General features: G+C 65.3%; 13 protein-coding genes, 1 tRNA gene, 1 pseudogene and 2 riboswitches. Of the genes and pseudogenes, 9 read left to right on the top strand and 6 right to left on the bottom strand.

Features of this window, described 5'->3' with window-relative positions:
- The gene (locus tag KPL76_RS13435) at nucleotides 1-1,083 is read right to left on the bottom strand and encodes a phosphotransferase (RefSeq protein WP_216333981.1); all 1,083 of its coding nucleotides are present in this window, start codon (nucleotides 1,081-1,083) and stop codon (nucleotides 1-3) included.
- Nucleotides 1,084-1,130: 47 nt separating this feature from the next.
- Here KPL76_RS13435 and nudC point away from each other — a divergent pair, with 47 nt between their 5' ends.
- Entirely contained in the window at nucleotides 1,131-2,135 is a 1,005-nt protein-coding gene (gene nudC / locus KPL76_RS13430) for an NAD(+) diphosphatase (protein ID WP_253202050.1), read from the top strand.
- 56 nt (nucleotides 2,136-2,191) lie between these two features.
- The gene (locus tag KPL76_RS13425) at nucleotides 2,192-3,994 is read left to right on the top strand and encodes an ATP-dependent helicase (protein ID WP_216336517.1); all 1,803 of its coding nucleotides are present in this window, start codon (nucleotides 2,192-2,194) and stop codon (nucleotides 3,992-3,994) included.
- Between the two features lie 866 nt (nucleotides 3,995-4,860).
- Here KPL76_RS13425 and KPL76_RS13420 read toward each other — a convergent pair.
- Nucleotides 4,861-6,150: a zinc-dependent metalloprotease gene (locus KPL76_RS13420; RefSeq protein ID WP_216336515.1), complete on the bottom strand. Its 1,290-nt coding sequence runs from the start codon at nucleotides 6,148-6,150 to the stop codon at nucleotides 4,861-4,863.
- A gap of 357 nt (nucleotides 6,151-6,507) precedes the next feature.
- Here KPL76_RS13420 and KPL76_RS13415 point away from each other — a divergent pair, with 357 nt between their 5' ends.
- From KPL76_RS13415 to KPL76_RS13385, 7 genes are all read left to right on the top strand, one after another.
- Nucleotides 6,508-7,584 (top strand): PDZ domain-containing protein, encoded by a 1,077-nt coding sequence (locus KPL76_RS13415; RefSeq protein ID WP_253202049.1) that lies wholly within the window; start codon nucleotides 6,508-6,510, stop codon nucleotides 7,582-7,584.
- A 94-nt stretch (nucleotides 7,585-7,678) separates the two neighbouring features.
- Complete coding sequence (locus tag KPL76_RS13410) at nucleotides 7,679-10,594, top strand: UPF0182 family protein (RefSeq protein WP_216333980.1); 2,916 nt, start codon at nucleotides 7,679-7,681, stop codon at nucleotides 10,592-10,594.
- A gap of 140 nt (nucleotides 10,595-10,734) precedes the next feature.
- Nucleotides 10,735-10,808, top strand: a tRNA-Met gene (locus KPL76_RS13405).
- A gap of 416 nt (nucleotides 10,809-11,224) precedes the next feature.
- Nucleotides 11,225-12,622, top strand: a complete 1,398-nt coding sequence (locus KPL76_RS13400; protein ID WP_216333979.1) for an HNH endonuclease signature motif containing protein — start codon at nucleotides 11,225-11,227, stop codon at nucleotides 12,620-12,622.
- A gap of 168 nt (nucleotides 12,623-12,790) precedes the next feature.
- On the top strand, nucleotides 12,791-13,375 hold the full coding sequence (locus tag KPL76_RS13395; RefSeq protein WP_371733905.1) for a cupin domain-containing protein: 585 nt from the start codon (nucleotides 12,791-12,793) through the stop codon (nucleotides 13,373-13,375).
- Between the two features lie 27 nt (nucleotides 13,376-13,402).
- Nucleotides 13,403-13,509: riboswitch (TPP riboswitch) on the top strand.
- A 124-nt stretch (nucleotides 13,510-13,633) separates the two neighbouring features.
- Nucleotides 13,634-14,317: an ECF transporter S component gene (locus KPL76_RS13390; RefSeq protein ID WP_216333977.1), complete on the top strand. Its 684-nt coding sequence runs from the start codon at nucleotides 13,634-13,636 to the stop codon at nucleotides 14,315-14,317.
- A gap of 155 nt (nucleotides 14,318-14,472) precedes the next feature.
- On the top strand, nucleotides 14,473-17,283 hold the full coding sequence (locus tag KPL76_RS13385; protein WP_253202047.1) for an ATP-binding cassette domain-containing protein: 2,811 nt from the start codon (nucleotides 14,473-14,475) through the stop codon (nucleotides 17,281-17,283).
- 67 nt (nucleotides 17,284-17,350) lie between these two features.
- Here KPL76_RS13385 and thiE read toward each other — a convergent pair whose 3' ends face one another.
- From thiE to KPL76_RS13370, 4 genes and pseudogenes are all read right to left on the bottom strand, one after another.
- Nucleotides 17,351-18,010 (bottom strand): thiamine phosphate synthase, encoded by a 660-nt coding sequence (gene thiE / locus KPL76_RS13380; protein WP_216333975.1) that lies wholly within the window; start codon nucleotides 18,008-18,010, stop codon nucleotides 17,351-17,353.
- Nucleotides 18,007-18,195, bottom strand: a complete 189-nt coding sequence (locus tag KPL76_RS14815; protein ID WP_253202260.1) for a hydroxyethylthiazole kinase — start codon at nucleotides 18,193-18,195, stop codon at nucleotides 18,007-18,009. Before KPL76_RS14815 ends, thiE begins: the two co-directional genes overlap by 4 nt.
- 79 nt (nucleotides 18,196-18,274) lie before the next feature.
- Nucleotides 18,275-18,358: pseudogene (locus KPL76_RS14810) on the bottom strand (hydroxyethylthiazole kinase); the annotation flags it as partial.
- Nucleotides 18,359-18,431: 73 nt separating this feature from the next.
- Nucleotides 18,432-18,523, bottom strand: a riboswitch (TPP riboswitch).
- A gap of 73 nt (nucleotides 18,524-18,596) precedes the next feature.
- The gene (locus tag KPL76_RS13370) at nucleotides 18,597-19,322 is read right to left on the bottom strand and encodes a response regulator (protein WP_371733904.1); all 726 of its coding nucleotides are present in this window, start codon (nucleotides 19,320-19,322) and stop codon (nucleotides 18,597-18,599) included.
- Nucleotides 19,323-19,345: the final 23 nt, after the last annotated feature.

Raw genomic sequence — 19,345 nt, 5'->3', positions numbered from 1 at the left:
TCAGTCGTCTTCGGAGATGCGAGCTGCGTTGGCGTGGTCTCGAGCAGTGACGGTTTCGGAGCGCGGTGTGCGCGCCAGCATCTCTTCGACCTCGTCGACGGCCATGATGCGCCCGGTGTCAGTCGACAGGGGGTTCAGCAGGTCGGACTGGGCCGTGGAGGCGAGACCGGCGAGCATGCCCACCGCGTCGTCGACGATCAGGGAGTCCCTGAGGTCATAGCCGTGCACAAGCCACTTCGCTATCTCGAGCTCGGCGTAGAGCCGGGCCCGCTTTCGCAGTTGTCGGTCGACGGGCCCTGAGCGGGCGACGTTGTAGCCCGAGAACACCCGTGTGGCCGACTCCTCACGCGAGACCGAGCTCAGCCAGTAGAGATCGCTGGCTGGGTCGCCGACCTTGAAATTCGACCAGTCAAGGATGCCCGTGACCCTGTCGCCGGCGACCAGGAACGATTCCGGGCCGAGCGAGCCATGGATGACGGTGGGCTGGAACTGCCACAGGGCGCTGTCTTCGAGGGCGAGCGACCATCGCGTGAGCAGCTCGGTGGGCACTTTGCCGGTAGCAGCCGCGCGGTCTTTCGCCGTTCGTGCAACCCGGGCCGATTCCGTTGCGCTGAAGACGGGCAGCCCGGCGTCGGTGACGACGGAGGTCGGCAGCGAGTGAATCGAGGCGATGGCGCGGCCGAACGACTCGGCCAGCTCGACACTGTCGTCGAGGCTTGCGAGTGTGGCAGGCCGACCCTCGATGTAGTTGTAGACCATTCCGCGGGTCTGGCCGCTTGACGTCTGGGGGCTGGGGACCTGGGCAATGGGGGCCTGGCCGACGAACTCCGGGGCGGCGAAGGGAAGACGGCTCCGTGACCCGCCGGTCAACGCACGCAGGGCCACGAGATCGCCTGACTGTTCGCGCTCTGCCTCATCGGCCGTCGGAACCCGCACGACATACCGGTCTCCGCCCCTGGCCTGCAGCAGCGCTGAGTCGTACCGGCCGGACTGCCCGGTGGAGAGAGGCGAGGTCGACACGACGTCGAGCCCGGCGACGGCCGCGGTCGCTAGCGCGGCTAGAGTGAGAGAGGATCTGGCCATACTCTCAGGGTAGGGCTGGCATCTGCACTCGATGGCTTTCGCCACGCATGATTGGTCAACCCTTGCATACGACTTTTCTCTCTTCGCTGCCGCTCTCCCGTTTCGAGATCGACCGCGATCACGAGTTTCGCGGCACGCCGCAGCTGTTCGACACACTCTGGGCAGACGAGGCTACGCGCGTTGCGGTGTTCTGGAACGGGCTGGCGCTTCTGGGCACTGGCTCTGCCGGGCATCCGGAGCTGGCTTTCCTGCCTCCAGCGAGCATCGGAGCAGTCAGTGGGGCGGGTGTGACCGGTTCTGCTGGAGTGGAGGTCGCGGTGTACCTCGGGCGCTCGCTGGCCACCGATGTCACCGAGCCAGTCGGAACCCGACTCGTCGCGCTGTCGCTCACCGACGACGCAGCACGCGCACTCGAGCCAGACGAAAGCCGGTGGGTGAACCTGCGTATGGTCGCGCCGGGGCTGACCGACCGTGACGCCGGTGTCTTCACCGAGGCGCTCGGCATCATCAACTGGCACAACTCCCACACCCACTGCCCACGCTGCGGAGCAGAGACCGTGCCAGAGATGGGCGGCTGGGTGAGGCGATGCCCCGTGCAGGACATCGAGATCTTTCCCCGGACCGACCCGGCGGTGATCGTCGGGATCGTCGATGAGCATGACCGCATCCTGCTGGGCTCGAACGCCCTGTGGGAGAACAACCGGTACTCGCTGCTGGCCGGCTTCGTCGAGCCAGGCGAGTCGCTCGAGGCCGCGGCGATTCGCGAGGTCTACGAGGAGTCAGGAGTCCGGATTCTCACGCCCGAGTACCTCGGTTCGCAGCCATGGCCGTTTCCGGCGTCGTTGATGTGCGGGTTCCTCGCCCGCGTCGACCCTGCCTCCTCGACTGATCCGCTGGTGCCCGACGGTGAAGAGATCCTCGATGTGCGCTGGTTCAGCCGCGAAGACCTGGCCGACCCGGCCCAGACGGCGATCCTGCCCGGATCCTCTTCGATTGCGCGTGCGATCATCGAGCACTGGTACGGCGGTTCCATTCCCGGGCGGGATTGGTGAGACCGGGCCCAGACGACGCTGGAGACCACGCCGCGGAATACAGCGTCGAAGACGGCCTGGGTGAGCGGAGTGAGCCGGCAACCGGTGCTGAGGCGCTGTTGTCGGGTCTTGACTCAGAACAACGAGTCGTCGCCAGCACCCTTCTCGGCCCGGTCTGTGTTCTTGCCGGGGCTGGCACCGGTAAGACCAGGGCAATCACCCACCGCATCGCCTACGGCGTTGCAACCGGTGTCTTCCCTCCGAGCAAGGTGATGGCCCTCACCTTCACCGCCCGCTCGGCGGCGGAACTCCGCTCGCGCCTGCGGTCCCTGGGAGCGGGCGGAGTCTCTGCACGAACGTTCCATTCGGCCGCCCTCGCCCAGCTGAACTTCTTCTGGCCCCAGGTGATCGGCGGTGACGTGCCGCGGCTGCTCGAGGGCAAGGGCCGCCTGCTCGGGCAGGTCGCAGAGAACCTCAAGTTGCGGGTCGACACTGCGACCCTCCGCGACCTCGCCGCAGAAATCGAGTGGCGCAAGATCTCGAACCTGTCGCTCGACGCCTATGGGCTCGCTGCGCGAACCAGCAGGGCGCAGCCCGGCTCCTTGAGCGTCGAACAGGTCATCGACCTCCAGCGCGAATATGAGAAGGTGAAAGACGAGCGTCGGCAGCTCGATTTCGAAGACGTGCTGCTGGCGACTGCAGGGATGATCGAGACCGAGCCTTCGGTCGCCATGCAGGTTCGCGAGCAGTACCGGTTCTTCGTCGTCGACGAATACCAGGACGTCTCGCCCCTGCAGCACCACTTGCTCTCGCTCTGGCTCGGCGACCGCCGGGACCTCTGCGTCGTCGGCGATGCGAGCCAGACGATCTACTCCTTCGCAGGTGCCAACTCGGACTTTCTCCTGTCGTTCGGTCGTGCGTACCCCAATTCGAAGATGGTTCGGCTCGAGCGCAACTATCGCTCGACACCCGCGGTTGTCGACGCGGCGAACCGCCTCATGCGTGGGCGCACCGGCGCACTGAGCCTTCGATCTGCAGGGGGCGGCCCAGGCGACGGCGCCGCGCGTGAGATCGGTGCGCGGGCAAGTGATGCGCGAGCCAGTACCACCGCCCGGGGCGCAGAACCGACGATCACGGCATACGCCTCCGACGCGGCAGAGGCGCGCGGAGTCGCTGCGACCATCGCACGCCTGATCGTCGACGGCACGAAACCCGAAGACATCGCCGTGTTGTACCGGATCAATGCCCAAGCCGCTGCGCTCGAAGGCGCCCTGGCCGAAGCGGGTGTGACCTACCAGATAAGGGGATCGCAGCGCTTCTTCGACCTGCCGGAGGTCAAGCAGGCGGTCATGAGCCTGCGAGCGGCATCGGTATCCATCTCGGGCGAGCCCCTGTTCAAGTCGGTGAGCGACGTTCTCCGTTCGCTCGGCTGGTCGCAGAGTCCTCCCGAAGCCAGAGGTGCAGTTCGCGATCGCTGGGAATCCCTGAATGCCATCATGGGCCTCGCCGAACAGCAGCCGGCACGCACCTCGTTCCGCGCCTTCACCGATGAGCTGCTCGAGCGTCAGGCGGGCCAGCATGAGCCGACCATCGCTGCGGTGACGCTGGCTACCCTGCACTCGGCCAAGGGGCTGGAGTGGGGGAGCGTCTTCATTCTCGGCCTGAGTGAGGGGCTCGTGCCGATCAGCTACGCCACTACGCTCGATCTGGTCGATGAAGAACGACGACTTCTCTATGTGGGGGTGACGCGGGCGCGCCGTCTTCTGGCGTTGTCGTGGGCCCAGACGGGTGCCAGTCGCTCCCAAGTGCGACAACCATCGCGCTTTCTGGCAGAGCTTGGCACGCGCACTCCGGATGCACCTCCGCTTCGCTCTCGGTGACGACACCCGTGAACGAGTCGAGGTGAAGGGTTCGCCCCGGCCGGAGGGCGATGGAGGCCCCTGAGTCGTCGCCCATGATGAATTCGGCGCAGAGTCGACCGACCAGGGAACTCACCGTTGCGATCGTCAGGGGGTCGGTTGTGGCCGCCGATCGCCCGAGCAGCTGCCCGGCGATCGCCGGCCACGTAGGGTCGACGTCGATGTGCCATCGATCGATGCAATGCAGACAGGGCCCGAGGCCCGGGCGCACCAGGGGCCCGATGCGAACGTCACGATCCCCGAAGACGACCGCCAGATGAGCCCTGTCTCCACTCATCCATCGTGCCGCACGCACGGGAGACACACCCCATGCCGCGACGAGTACGGTCAATGCGGGTGCTGTTGCCGGGGCCGGCTGGTCATCGGCGGCGTCGACGACGACATGCTCGCTCAGGGCCATGTTCCGAAGCAGCGAGCGGATGGCTGCGGTTGCCGTCCCGAGGCTCGTCGCCGAGGAGGGTGTCGGCAGAACCGGGCCGGCAGCCCGATCGTGCGGCGCTGGTCGTGCATCGAGGGCGGGCGAGACTGCCGCGAGAAGAGCTGCGAGCTGCTTTCCGGTCGTTCTGAACCTCTGCCCGATCATCCGGAGGCCTTCGGGGCTCACGCCGCGCTGGAGTGCGTGCAACAGCCGCTCTTCAGCCTGACTCACCTCGGGGAGGACCACCAGAGGCCGGTCGATTCCGATCTGGAGTGAGCTGGGCGTGCGCCAGACCAGCGGGTAACGCTCGTCGAAGCGGAGGGTGGTCGAATCCATCGCACCATGATGCACCGAATCGCCAGAGTGCCTGCAGAGTTATCCACAGGAGGCTGGTGCTGCGGCGAACCGCTCAGACGGCCGGCGGGGTGTCACCCTCTTCTGCGCGAAAGAAGTCCTCGATGGCCTGATCCATCTCGTCGGGCTCCGGTTCGCCCGCAAGGAGCCGCGCCACGAGAGCTGCGGGGTTGTCGAGGTCTTCAGTGGTGGGCACCACGTCGGGGTGTGACCACAGGGCATCCCGTGCTTCGGGGCCCACGGCGTCAGTGACGGCCTGCCACATCGCTGCCGCTTCGCGGAGGCGCCGCGGCCGGAGCTCGAGGCCGACGAGCGTTGAGAATGCCGACTCTGCAGGCCCCCCTGTCGCGCGGCGACGACGAACCGTCTCGGCGACGGAGTCGCGTTTCGGCAGGCGAACCGTTGCCGCCGCGGTGACCACGTCGACCCATCCCTCGACCAGTGCGAGAGTGGTCTCGAGGCGCGCCAGTGCCTGCAGCTGCGTGTCGGTCTTCGGCGGGATCAGGGCGCCGCTCATCATCGCCTGGCGGAGTTCTTCGGGGTTCGAGGGGTCGAACCCGCTGGCCAGGTCTTCGAGGCGACTGGTGTCGATCGAAATGCCGCGGGCGAACTCGGTGATCGAGGAGATCATGTGCAGTCGCAGCCACTTCGCGTGCCGGAACAGTCGGGCGTGCGCCAATTCGCGCACAGCCAGGTACAGCTGCACCTGGTCTGCGGGAATGTCGAGGCCTTCACCGAACTCGGCGAGGTTCTGTGGGATGAGTACGGCCTGTTGTTCGCTCATCAACGGAATTCCGACGTCGCCGCCCGAGACGACTTCGGTCGAGAGCTGCCCCACGACCTGGCCGAGCTGCATGGCGAACAGGGCGCCGCCGATGTTGCGCATCATCTGGCTCGCGCTGGCCATCATCCCCGAGAGTTCCTCGGGTGCCTGGTCTTTCAGGACCTCGGTCAGGGCGTTTGCGATGCTCAGAGCGACGGGCTCTGCGAGCTCCGTCCACACCGGCATGGATGCTGTGACCCATTCCTTGCGCGACATCAGCTTCGGCGAAGCCGCCAACTCGGCGACATACGTGACTTCGTCGAGCCATAGCTCGGCCACGTGCAGGGCCTGCTCGAGGGCGGACTTGGCGGCGGGGGAGGAGACGACGGTCTCGGCTGAGGCGATCTCCTGGGCTGCGTTCAGTGCGACCTTCCAGTCCACGCCATCGGTGGTGTTCTGCATGGCGCTCTGCAGTTGCTGCATCAGCGCCGCGACAGCAGCGGGGTCAGACGGCAGGCCGGCCGCGCTCGCGAGTTTCGAGGGGTCGAGCTCGGAGTTTCCCGACAGAAACTGCCGGAGCATCTCGGCGAACTCGTCTTCAGGGTTCTGCCCCTGGCCCTGTTCTGGAACGTCGCTCACGGTTCTACCACTCTCGATCTTCTGCCGAATTCACTTCTGCCGAACACATCGTGTGCCGTTCTCTGGCACATGTCAGCATCGACTTCTACGCTAGCCGGTGGCCCGTTCGGCAAGCTGAGTTTTCTCATAAGCTGGTCGCTTGGCCGTGCGCCCGTGGCGAACACTTCGGCGAATACTTCGGAGCAGACCCCGCGAACGCGCTGGCCGGACCTTCGGCTCACAGCCCGTACGATCATCCCGTGCGGTCATTCGGGCGCAGGAGAACCACCAACCCAACTGAAATCACCGTGAAAGGTCGACGTGAGACGGCGCAGGAATATCGGCTGGGTCAGCCTCATCGTGGCCCTCGGGTTGGCGCTGGGAATGAGCTTCATTCCCTCTCCCTACGTGATCGAGCAGCCGGGGCCGGTGTTCAACACGCTCGGCACAACCACGCACGACGGTACAGAGGTGCCCTTGATCTCGATCACCGGTGCGCCGACCTACCCGACTGCTGGTGCACTTGACATGCTCACCGTCTCGGTGGTGGGCACGCCGCAGAGCCTGCCCAGCTGGGCAGAGGTCATCTCGGCGTGGTTCGACCCCTCCCGGGCAGCCGTGCCAGTCGACGCGGTCTACCCACCGTCGGTGACCGTCGAGCAGCGCGACCAGGAGAACACCGCGATGATGGTCGACTCGCAGCAGGAGGCCATTGCGGCGGCGCTCACCGACCTGTCGATCCCGTTCACCACGACCGTCACTGTCGCCCAGCTCGCCGACAACTCGGCGGCGACCGGCGTGCTGGACGTGGGCGATGTGATCGATTCGGTGAACGGAACACCGGTGACGACTGTCGACGGCCTGCGCAAAGCGGTCACAGCAAACGGCGACGCGTCGCCGGCAACGCTGGTGATCACGCGCAAGGGCGCCCAGCAGACCGTCACCGTCACGCCGAAGAAGGCTGACGACGGAACAATTCTTCTCGGTATCGCGGCGTCGGCGAGTTACCAGTTCCCGTTCACTGTCGACATCCAGCTCGACAACGTCGGTGGCCCGAGTGCAGGGATGATGTTCGCTCTCGGAATCATCGACCAGCTGACGCCGGGGCAGCTCAACGGCGGAAAGAACGTTGCGGGCACCGGCACCATCACCGCAGACGGCACGGTGGGACCGATCGGCGGAATCCGCCAGAAACTCTTCGGCGCCAAACAGAACGGTGCATCGTATTTTCTGGCACCCTCCTCGAACTGTGACGAGGTCACCGGCCACGTGCCGGGTGGCCTGACCGTCTACGCCGTGTCGACTCTCACCGACTCGCTCACCGCACTGAACGACATCTCGTCGGGAACAGGTCTTGATTCGTTGCCAACTTGTGACTCGGTGCAGGCTTCGAAGTAGCGGGCGACAGGCTGTTCTCAGCGTGGGTTGTCTAGTATGAGGCAGACATCGCACAGCCAGAAACAACACACACAGCTAACACAAGAGGCACACCGTGACTTCCTCCACCGCCCAGAACTCCGGCCAGAAGCCCGCGCGTAAGTCGCGAACAGTGATCGCGGTCGCGATTGCCGTAATCGCGGTTCTCGCCATCGCCTTCTTCATCTTCACGAACCTCTACACCGAAGTGCTGTGGTACAACCAGCTCGGGTTTGTCAGCGTGCTCACCACCCAGTGGGTGGCCGGAACAGTGATGTTCTTCATCGGCTTCTTCGCCATGGCCATTCCTGTCTTCGCGAGCATCGAGATCGCCTTCCGCTTCAGGCCGGTCTACGCGAAGCTGAACTCCCAGCTCGACCGTTACCAGCAGGTCGTCGAACCGTTGCGTCGCCTGGCGGCGTTCGGCATCCCGGCGCTTCTCGGTCTCTTCGCCGGTGTCGCCACAGCCACGCGCTGGCAGGTCGTGCTGATGTACCTCAACAGGACGTCGTTCGGCAAGACCGATCCGCAGTTCGGGCTCGATGTCTCGTTCTACGTCTACGACCTGCCGTTCTGGCAGAGTGTCGTCGGGTTCGCCTCGGCGGTCGTGATCCTCTCCGGTATCGCTGCAGTCTCGACGAGCTACCTCTACGGCGCCATCAGGTTCGGGCAGCGTGAAGTGCGGATTTCCAAGACCGCCCGCGTACAGGTCGCGATCACCGCCGGCATCTATCTCCTGCTGCAGGCCGTCAGCATCTGGCTCGACCAGTACGCGACCCTCACGAGCAGTGGCGGGCTCCTCACCGGGGCCTCCTACTCCGACGTCAATGCCACCATCCCCGGCCTTCAGATCCTCTCCGGTATCGCTGTCATCGTCGCGATCCTGTTCCTGATCGCTGCCTTCATCGGCCGGTGGAGGCTGCCGGTCATCGGCACGGTGCTGCTCATCATCAGCGGTCTCATCCTTGGCTCGCTCTACCCGTGGGTCGTTCAGCGCTTCCAGGTCGACCCGTCTGAGAAAAGCCTCGAGCAGCCCTACCTTCAAGACAACATCAATGCGACAAGGGATGCCTACGGGGTCTCCGATGTCGAGACGATTCCGTACGACGCGAAGACGACGGCTGAGGCAGGGGCGCTCCGGGCCGACGCAGCGACCACCTCGAGCATCCGGATTCTCGACCCTGCCATCGTGAGCGGAACATTCGCGGCGCTGCAGCAGTTCCGGCAGTACTACCAGTTCCCGACCGACCTCAACGTCGACCGGTACACCATCGACGGCAAGAGCCAGGACACGGTCACCACCGTACGTGACCTGAACCTCACGCAGCTCGGCACCTCGGCGAGCTGGTACAACCAGACCGTCGTGTACACGCACGGGTACGGGGTGGTCGCCGCCTACGGCAACCAGCGCTCGGCCGACGGCCAGCCGGTCTTTGCCGAGTCGGGCATCCCTAGCACCGGTGTACTGGGCGCCTACGAACCGCGCATCTACTTCGGCAAGACATCACCGGACTACTCGATCGTTGGTGCCGCCCAGGGCGCGTCGGCGGTCGAACTCGACTACCCGTCGGGCACTGACAGCGCGTCGCAGGCCTACAGCACGTTCACCGGCGACGGCGGGCCGAAGCTCGACAACGTCTTCAACCGCTTGGCTTATGCGCTGAAGTTCCAGTCGGAGCAGATCTTCCTTTCTGAGGCCGTCAATGCGAACTCACAGATCCTCTACGACCGCGATCCGGCGACCCGCGTGTCGAAGGTCGCGCCGTACCTGACGATCGACTCTGATCCCTATGCGTCGGTTGTCGACGGCAAGGTGGTCTGGATCGTCGACGGTTACACCACTTCGTCGAACTACCCGTATTCCAAGACCGAGGGGCTGAGTGCGGCCATTGCCGACACGAACACTCCCAAGCTCGGGTATGCGGTCGACAACAACATCAACTACATCCGCAACTCGGTGAAGGCCACCGTCGATGCCTACACAGGCAAGGTCACGCTCTACGCCTGGGATGACACCGACCCGATGCTGCAGACCTGGGAGAAGATCTTTCCCGCCACGGTGAAGCCCATGAGCGAGATGGGCTCGCAGCTCATGAGCCACGTGCGGTACCCCGCAGACCTCTTCAAGGTGCAGCGTGCCATCCTCGGGCAGTACCACGTCACCGATGCCGGTTCGTTCTACTCGCGTGAAGACGCCTGGACGACGCCGAACGACCCGACGTCTCTCGCGGCAAGCCCCACGCTGCAGCCTCCCTATTACCTGACCCTGCAGATGCCGGGCCAGACAGAGCCGCAGTACTCGCTGTACACGACCTTCATTCCACTGACCGGCGAAGACACGTCCAAGAGCCTCAACGGGTATCTCGCGGTCGATTCCAACGCGGGGGCCACGGCAGGGCAGAAGTCTGCCGACTTCGGCAAGCTTCGCCTGTTGACTTTGCCCAAGGCCGGCACGGTGCCCGGCCCCGGGCAGCAGCAGAACAAGTTCAGCTCGAACCCCACTGTCTCGCAGGCGCTCAACCTGCTGAAACAGGGCTCGACCGACGTGATCAGCGGTAACCTGCTGACCCTCCCGGTCGGTGGCGGGTTACTTTACGTGCAACCGGTCTATGTCAAGTCACGAGGTGAGACGAGTTACCCGCTGCTGCAGAAGATCCTCGTGGGCTTCGGTGACAAGATCGCCTTCGAAGACACCCTGAATGCGGCCCTCGACGACCTCTTCGGGGGCGACTCTGGCGCGACCGCTGGCGACGGTAATACCCCCTCTCCGGGAGCTGGCACTGGGACGGGCACTGGCACGTCGACAGGCACCGGCACGACTACGCCGTCGACAACCAACAATGCGGCTCTCCAGCAGGCGCTGAACGAGGCGCAGGCGGCATTGACGGCGAGGGATGCTGCGCTCAAGGCGGCCGACTGGGCAGCGTACGGCGTCGCTGACGCGCAGCTCAAGACGGCCGTTGCCGCAGCGATTGCGGCCAGCGGGCAGTAGGCGAGCGGAGCGGGCAGCCGGAGCCGGCTTGGTGGCCGGTTCTCGCGCCGGTTGTCGCTCCGAAATTGCTCTCGTCGTGCAGCCGAAAGGGCCCCGCGGTCGACTGCCCTTGAACCCTGTGGTAGTGTTACATCTTGTGCCGCGGGGTGGAGCAGTTCGGTAGCTCGCTGGGCTCATAACCCAGAGGTCGCAGGTTCAAATCCTGTCCCCGCAACAAAAGAAAGAAAAGGTCCGGCCTCTGGCCGGGCCTTTTCTTGTTTCGCGGGGTGTCCCAATGCCGGTATCGGGGTTGAGTCCGTGACGCCAATTCGAGTCCGGTGCGGCTGTCTCGATCTGTCGCAGCAGGCTAACTTGGGCAGAACTGCGCGCCGCGCCTCGCCGCCTGGGGCTGGCTGCGAGCGTACGCACTGGGCGGGGCTGCCGTCTTTCTTGGACGCGTCTTGTCCTCCACATTTGGTGTACGAAAGTGGTTGACCACTGGTGTTGATGACGGCCCTCGTTTAGTGAGGGATTGTCAGTGGTGGGTGTTTGAATGGGGGTATGAATACACCAGCTGCCGGAGGTTCCGGGTCGTCGCCTGAGGGTCTTGATGACCCGCGGGTTGCGGCGTTGCGTGCGGCTGTAGAAGCGGTGGTGTCGTCGGGCGGGTTTGGGGCTGCCGCGCCCTGCGGGCTTGCCGACGAAGAACTCCTCGCGTGGGTGGTGACGGGTGAGGCGCTGTTGCGGTGTGCGGAGGGGATCGTTGTGGAGGCGGCGGGGGAGCTGGCTGAACGATCTAAACGTGAGCATGGTGATGACCGGTTGACGGTGAAGCATGGCTGCGCGGATGTGGTGTCGTTGATCAGTGGTTTGACGGGGGTGTCGAAGAAGACCGCGGCAGCCCGGGTGAAGTTGGGTATGGCGGTGCGGTCGTCGATGTCGGTGGTGGGTTTGGTGAATGAGAGTAACTTCCCGTCCGTGCAGGAGGCGCTGCGGGAGGGTCGGCTCGGGGTCGATAGTGCGCAGGTCATCACCCGGATGTTGGGGGATTCGGCCAGGCGGGTGGGGTTCGGTGCGGATCTGCATGAGTGTGAACGGATGTTGGTGCTCGCCGCTGACCCCAGGGCGGATGTGGGGCTTTCGTTGTCGGCGGATCAGGTTGCGGTGATGGTGGCGCAGTGGCAGGGGCATCTGGATCCTGATGGTGCCGAACCCACAGCTCGGGAGTTGGAAGAGAAGCGCGGGTTGTGGCTGCGGCAGCAGGTGGACGGTACGTTCAAGGTCGGTGGGCTGTTGACGGCGGTGCAGGGTGCGAAGTGGCAGGCCATCGCCCAAACCATCCTCAGCCCCCGACTCCCCACATTCACCAGTGACGAGAACGCCGACTACACCGACGACGACACCGGCGACGACACCGACGATGAGGTGAGTCCGGTGTTGGCCGACAGCCGCACGCGTGAGCAGTTGTTGGTGGATGGGTTCACGGCGTATATCGATCGGGTTGCGGGGTTGCCGGGTATGCCGGTGTTGTGTGGGGCGCGTCCGACGATCAACGTGCACGTCACCTTGGAAGATGTTGTCGACGGGCGGGGTGTGGGCTGGGTTGACGGGGTCGACCAGCCCGTCCCGGTGGCAACCGTCGAGCAGTTGCTGTGCCATGGGGATGTGATTGCGACGGTGATGCGGGAGGGGCGGGTGTTGCAGCACGGGAAGACGAAACGGTTGTTCACTCCGGCGCAGAACAGGGCCCTCGCCGCCCGCGACGGCGGATGTGTGTGGCCGGGGTGCGGGAGACCCCCGTCGTGGTGTGAAACCCATCATGTTCTCGATTGGCGTGACAAGGGTTATCTGCCCGGCCGAACAGATGTCGACAACGGGGTACTGCTGTGTCACTTTCATCATTCGAACGTGCACAAGAGCCGGTGGAAACTCGTCATGATCACGGGCGCACCGCACATCGTCCCGCCGCCCGAGATCGACTGGACACAAACACCCAGGCCATGCACACAACGACGAACAGCCGGCCACGATTTGCGTAGGTCTGCGTGAGAGTACAACGGCGGGGGACACATCCAGGTCGAATTTCGAGTTGCGCTCTGATCACCCTCGATGGGGCATCTGGTCAGGATATTTCGGTCCCAACGGAAGCCGTCCGCCATAACCTCATTGATCGAGCTGAGAGCCATAAACTACTGGGGAACGTGAGCTACAAGACAAGTGCGCAGTGGATCGAAGAACTCGACAGGTAGCAGTTCAGGGAGAGTTCAACTAGATCGAGGGGGCTTTGTGCAGTCGAAAGCTAGTGCAGAGGAAATCGTCGCTGCTCTGCAGCTTGAGCCGAATCAGACGTGCGGGTTCGTTCGGGTGACATATGTGAGCGGTCTGGCAGTGGAGGCAAATGTTCTTGCGCCGCCGTTCGAGGCTGAGCGGGCCGTGGGAAGTGCGCTGTACTTTCTGGTGACTCCGCAGGCGCCGGTGAAGCTTCATCGGATCATGAACGACCAGCTCTATCACTACTACCAGGGCGAGGCGCTGGAGTTGCTGCTGCTTCATGATGACGGCAGGAGCGAACGGCTGGTGATCGGCCCCGACATTCTGGGAGGTGAGCAGGTGCAGTTCCTCATTCCTGGCGGCACGTTCCACACTGCACGGGTGAGAGGGGGTAGCGGCTGGTTTCTGGGCGGGAGTACGGAGTGGCCAGGAGTCGTGCCACTCGACGTCGAGCTCGGAGACGTCGACGAGCTCGCGGCCAGCCATCCTGAAGTGGCTGAGGAAATACGAAAATTCTCAGTCGCTGTGTGAGCGCCAGCTCCGGTGTACTCTGAGGTGAACAAACGACAGGGGAGCGCACGTCAGTGCGCTGAGAGTGCGGCTCGCCGCAGACCCTCGAACCTGCTCCGGTTAGTACCGGCGAAGGGAGTCGGGAATCTCAAGAGTGCTTGGTGATTCCCCCAGATTGAATGAGTGCTTGCGGCAGTCCGTGACATTCGCGCGAATCTGGAGGAGTTTCTGCGCATCTTCCCCGTGGTATCCACTGGATTCAACGGGACAGGAATAACAATGACAACAGACAAGACAGCTGCCGGTACACGTGCAGCACGAAACACCGAACCATCCTCCAGCGAGAGAATCAGCTTCACCGCGTCGGGCCGCCTGACGGCCTGGCGGGGAATCGACCTCATCACTGCGGCGATGCTGGCCGTGGCGTTCGGTGTGGTCTTCTGGGGCTTCGACACCTTCGTCTACCCCGTGGTGGGCCTTGCGTCAGCGGGCTTCCCTCCGCTCGGCGAACTGGCGTTGGGGGTGTGGCTGCTTCCCGCCGTGGTGGGTGCGCTGGTCATCCGTCGCCCGGGAGCCGCTCTGCTCACCGAGCTGATTGCGGCCAACGTCGAGATGCTGCTGGGTAACCAATGGGGCGTCGCCGTGCTGGCCTCAGGCGCGTTGCAGGGCCTCGGGGTCGAGATCGTGTTCGGACTGCTGCTGTGGAGGCGCTTCGGAGTGCCGGTTGCCATGGCCGGCGGTGTGCTCTCTGCGGTGCTCGAGATCGTCGTCTACGAGTGGTGGGCATACGTTCCCGGGTTCTCGTGGACCTGGCGCTTCGTGTACCTCGCGAGCGGAATGGTGTCGGGCGCGGTAATCACCGGCATCGGCGGGTGGCTGCTTGTGCGGGCCCTGGCGCGCTCTGGCGCACTGAACGCGTTCCCTGCGGGGGCCGAGCTGCGTGAAGCGCGCGCTGGAAAGTGACTCGCGCTTTGCCAGTGATCTTCGCTGCCAGATGAAGTGGGCGGTGAACTGTGGAGGCTGATTCGACGGGGGCCGTGACCGGTGCTCCGATCGCCTCGTCTGGTCACGGCTCTTTTGGTCACTGCTCATCTGGTCACTGCTCGTCTGGTCACGGCGTGCCCGTAGACGGCCTGACAGCAGACGGCGTGCCTGTAGGCGGCCTGACAGCAGACGGCGTGCCTGTAGGCGGCCTGTCTGTGGATGGCCTGTCTGCGGGTGGCCAGTCTTTGGGTGGCCTGTCCGGAGGCGACGGCGAACGCACTGGCGCTCCGGATGCCCTGCCCAGCGCAGGTGCAGATCTCGAAGTTCTCGGGCTCACCTGGCGTCCTTTCGGTCGTACCGAGCCCATCTTGCGTGGTCTCGACCTGCATGTGGGTGCGGGGGAGCGTGTTCTCGTCACCGGGCCGAGCGGCTCGGGCAAGAGCACGCTGCTCCGCGCCCTTGCGGGGGTCCTGGGAACCACGGAGTCCGGCGGGCTCTCGGGTTCGGTGACGGTCGATGGTGTGGACCGGGGTGATGGTGTCGACCGGTGTGATGGTGTCGACCGGGGTGAGGGCCTCGACCGGGGTGAGGGCCTCGACCGGGGTGAGGGTGTTGACCAGGTTGCGGGCCTCGACCAGGGTGACGGCGTCGACCAGCTTGGCGAGGCTGGAATGACGAGCGTCGGACTCTTGCTTCAGGATCCGGGCGATGCTCTCGTGGCCGCGACCGTGGGCCGGGACACTGCGTTCGGGCTGGAGAACCAGGGCGTCGAACGCGCGCAGATGGGTGCACGAGTCGTGCGGACGCTCGATGCGGTGTCGTTCCCCTACGGAACGGACCATTCGTCGAGCCGGTTGTCGGGAGGGGAGGCCCAGCGCCTCGCCCTCGCCGGGGTGCTGGTCATGGGCCCGCGGCTGGTGCTGCTCGACGAGCCGACGTCGATGCTCGACCCGGTTGCGGCCGCAGCGGTCAGGGAAGCCGTGTGGGCGACGGCCGCAGCATCCGGTGCGACGGTCATCGTCGTGGAGCACCAGCTTGCCGAGTGGTTGCCCCGGGTCACGCGTTTGGTGGTGCTCGGCGAAGGTGGTGAGATCGTCGCCGATGGGGAGGCTTCGGCTACCCTGGTCGCCCATCGTGATGCCCTTGCCCGCGCTGGTGTCTGGGTTCCAGATTCGGCCCCGCCTGCGCCGCAGAAGGTGTCGGCGGAGCTGTGCCAGGCCAGACCAAGAGGGCCCGTCAAGCCGGCCAATCACGCCAAGCCGGCCAATCAGGCCAACCAACCAGGCGGGCCCCTCGTGAGCGCCCGAAACGTCGGCGTCGCCCTTCAGCGAGCAGCGTCGTTCGGCCAGCAGAGCTCAGCACGCGCAGCCGCTGTGCCGGTGCTCGTAGACGTGACCGCCGACATCTTCGCCGGTGAGATCACGGCTGTCGTGGGGCCCAGCGGGGCAGGAAAGTCGACGTTCACCGCCCTGCTCGCCGGCCTCTCGAACCCGACATCCGGCGACGTCGTGTGGGAGGGTGGCGGCCTGGAAGGCGCTGCCGAAACCAGCGCTGCCCGGACCAGCGCTGCCGAACAACACCCTGGCCGGTGGGCCTCGCGGCGACTCGCTGAGCGCGTGGGGTGGGTGCCGCAGAACGCCGAGCTGGCGATTGTGGCCCGAACGGTGCGCGACGATGTGCTCAGCACGAGCATCCGTCTCGGGTACGACGCCCACGAAGCGCATAGTCGAGTGGATGCCCTGCTCGCCGCTCTCGGCCTGACAGCCCTCGCGGCCGAAGATCCTCACCACCTTTCGGGGGGCGAGCTCCGGCGGGTCGCCCTGGCCGGTGCCGTCGCGCACGGGCCGGCGCTGCTCGTGCTCGATGAACCGACAGTCGGACTCGACCGCCACACCTGGTCTGCGGTCGCGGGTGTCATCGTTGCTGCGCGCGACGCGGGGGTGGCGGTTGTCGTTGCGACGCACGACCCGCTGCTCATGCAGCTCGCCGACCGGACAATTCGGCTCGAGGGCGGTCGGGTCGTGGGAGGTGCTGGGAGTGAGCACGCAGAGCCACGTGGCACTGCGGTGGCGGGCGCATCCGCAGAGGCAGCACCTGCAGAGACAGCACCTGCAGACGCAACACCTGTAGAGATGACACCCGCAGAGACAATGCAACAGCCAGGCGTTCGCCCGGGGGGAGCCGGGCATCCATTCGGGTTCGTCAGACAGGCATCTGCACGGCTTGGTCTCGCGCGGCGCTGCGGGCCGCTCTCACTGCTGGCTGGAGGGATGCTGATGCTGGTCGGGTCGCTGTTCATCACGAGCATCGGGCAGGCGATCATCGGTGTCGCCGTGCTGCTTGTGGTGGCACCTGTGGTGATCGATCTGCGATCGATCCGGCTGCGGCGTCTTGCCCCGGGGCTCCTTGCGGCCGCGTCGGTCGCCTTCTCCACCTGGCTGCTCAGCCCTGATCAGAGTCTGTTGGCCGGAGTCACTGCAGGGCTTCGGATTGCGTTCTTCGTGCTGCCCGGCGTGCTGTTGGCGGGGTATATCGAGCCGTCGTCGCTCGGCGACCATCTCGGGCAGCTGCTGCACCTACCTGCGCGGCCCGTCGTCGCTGCGACCGCCGCGCTGCAACAGTTCTCCATGCTCAGCGAGCAGTGGCAGCAGCTGCAACGGGTGCGGAGGGTGCGCGGGCTGAGCGCGGGCCGGTCACCATTCAGACGTGCTTCGCAGTTCGGCTCGCTGACTTTCGCTCTTCTGGTGCAATCGGTGCGCAAGGCTGGGCGCATGGCGGTGGCGATGGATGCCCGGGGCTTCTCCCGCCTCGAAACACCCAGCCACACACGAACCTGGGCCGAGCCGGCCCATTGGACTCGCGCCGATACCGTGTTGCTTGTCGTTGTCGGACTGGTCGCGAGCGTGCCGTTGGTGTTTGGTTCTGTGTTTGGCTCAGTGTTCTGATTGGGCTCAGTGTTCTGAGGGCTCAGTGTGCTGATTGGGCTCAGTGTTCTGACACGGCTCAGCGTTCTTAAGACTGCCAGGCTGCGCTGATAAGTCCGGTTGCGTGGGCGACGTCGAGTTGGCCGCAGATGGCGCTCACGACGGCCACGCCCGCGGCACCGGCAGAGCGAAGGGCGGGGATGCGCTCGGTGTTGATACCGCCGATCGCGACACATGGCCACGGGCTCGCTGCGGCAATGTGAGCGAACCCGTCAAGGCCGCAGGGAGCGGCAGCGTTCGGCTTGGTCTTCTGGTGCCAGACGGGGCCGACGCCGAGATAGTCGATGGTGCGCGGGGGTGTGGCCCGGGCATCCGTGACGTGGTCGAGGGTCTGGGCCGAGAGGCCGAGCAGCGCGTGGGGGCCGAGGAGCTGCAGGGCCGCGATGACGGATAGATCTGACTGCCCGATGTGGGCTCCCTGCGCACCGATGGGTTCCACGAGATGCACCCGGTCGTTGACGAGCAGTGGAATCGATGTGCCGGCGAGAACCGTGATGAGCGACCTGCCGAGGGTGACGAGTTCGGCGTCGGTGGCATCGGGGTCGCGCAGTTGCACCATGGTCACACCTGCATCGATTGCGGCCGCGACAGTGGCGGCGACGCCGAACGCACCGCAGAGGCGGGTGTCGGTGACGAAGTAGACCGAGAGGTCTAGCGCCCGAAGCGCGCTGGCCTCGAGCCCGCTCACGACAGGCGCGTCAGTTCTTCGAGGCGTTCGGGTGTGAGCGTGGTGAGCTCGTCGAGCAGGCCAACGGCGAAGCTGCCTGTTCCTCGGCTGTAGACGGCTGCACGGTCGGCCACCACAGTGAGCGTGGCCGTTGCGGCCGCAGCGGCGAGCAACGCGTCGTCGACCACCCCGCTGAATCCGGCCATGAGTGCTCCGAAGGCGCAGCCGACGCCGGTGCGCCGGTGCGGCGCCGGCTGCGAGCAGCACATTGGCGGTCCACTGGGCGACGACGATGTTTGTGATGCACTGGACCAGCGGCGGGCTCTCCCGTAAAAGGCGAAGCGCGTGGCCGATCGCCTGTGCGGTCACGGGTACAGAGTTGCTCCTGGATTCGCCGGGGCTGGTAGGGGCGGAGTAGAGGGCAGAGTCGGGGGCAGGTTCGGAGCCACTGAGGTGACGTCCCTTCGCTAGTTCGAGCTAGATCAGGTTCGACGGGTATGTTCTCAGCGCCAGTGCGCACCCCGCGTCGATCACCACCCCAGACCACGGGTCGAAGGGGATTCCTCACTCATCGCGGGCTAGCGCGGCGCGCAGGTTATGACCGCTCTCAGACGCGCTTCCAGACGTACTCGAGCTCTGGCCTGCCGGGTGTGCCGTACCGGGGCGATCTCACGACGGTGCCTTCGGCGGTGAGGTGTTCGAGGTATCTCCGAGTGGTGACGCGCGAGAGTTCCAGTGCCAGTGCGAGCTCGGCGGCAGAGACAGGCACAGGCTCGGCGCGAAGACGGGCGACGACGAGCTGAAGGGTCTCCGTCGTGAGACCCTTCTCGAGTCCGGCCGGCCGGGCGCTGCGCAGTTGCGCCAGCGAATCGTCGACGTCGTTCTGGGTGGTGACACCGTCGACGAGGTCGAAGCCGGCCCGGAATGCCAGATAACCCCGCAGCTTCTCGGCGAACACAGAAAAGGTGAATGGCTTGATGAGGTACTGCACGATGCCGAGTGAGACTGCGGCGCGCACCACTGAGACATCACGTACGGCAGTGATGGCGATGACGTCGACGTCGAGGCCAGACGAACGGATGTGCCGACACAGTTCGATGCCATGGATGTCGGGCAGGTTCATGTCGAGCAGCACGAGGTCGATCGAGCTCACGCCTGAGGCGCCGCCCGGCGTGCGCGGATCGACGCTGTCACGCAGCATCCGGAGTGCGCTCGTTCCGTCATTCGCCACACCCGCGACAACGAAACCGCCGACCCGTTCGAGGTAGGTCGCGTGGGCGCTCGCGGTGATCGGCTCGTCGTCGACGACGAGCACTCGCACGCTGTTCACCATTTCACGCTGTTCACCATTTCACA

Source organism: Subtercola sp. PAMC28395, from assembly GCF_018889995.1.
GTDB lineage: Bacteria > Actinomycetota > Actinomycetes > Actinomycetales > Microbacteriaceae > Subtercola.
This window is presented reverse-complemented; position numbering and strand designations above follow the sequence as displayed.

Coding starts and splice junctions, on each gene's coding strand:
- KPL76_RS13435 (WP_216333981.1), bottom strand. CDS start 1,083: ATGGCCAGATCCTCTCTCACTCTAGCCGCGCTAGCGACCGCGGCCGTC.
- nudC (WP_253202050.1), top strand. CDS start 1,131: ATGATTGGTCAACCCTTGCATACGACTTTTCTCTCTTCGCTGCCGCTC.
- KPL76_RS13420 (WP_216336515.1), bottom strand. CDS start 6,150: ATGCTCCGGCAGTTTCTGTCGGGAAACTCCGAGCTCGACCCCTCGAAA.
- KPL76_RS13390 (WP_216333977.1), top strand. CDS start 13,634: ATGACAACAGACAAGACAGCTGCCGGTACACGTGCAGCACGAAACACC.
- KPL76_RS14815 (WP_253202260.1), bottom strand. CDS start 18,195: ATGGCCGGATTCAGCGGGGTGGTCGACGACGCGTTGCTCGCCGCTGCG.
- KPL76_RS13370 (WP_371733904.1), bottom strand. CDS start 19,322: ATGGTGAACAGCGTGCGAGTGCTCGTCGTCGACGACGAGCCGATCACC.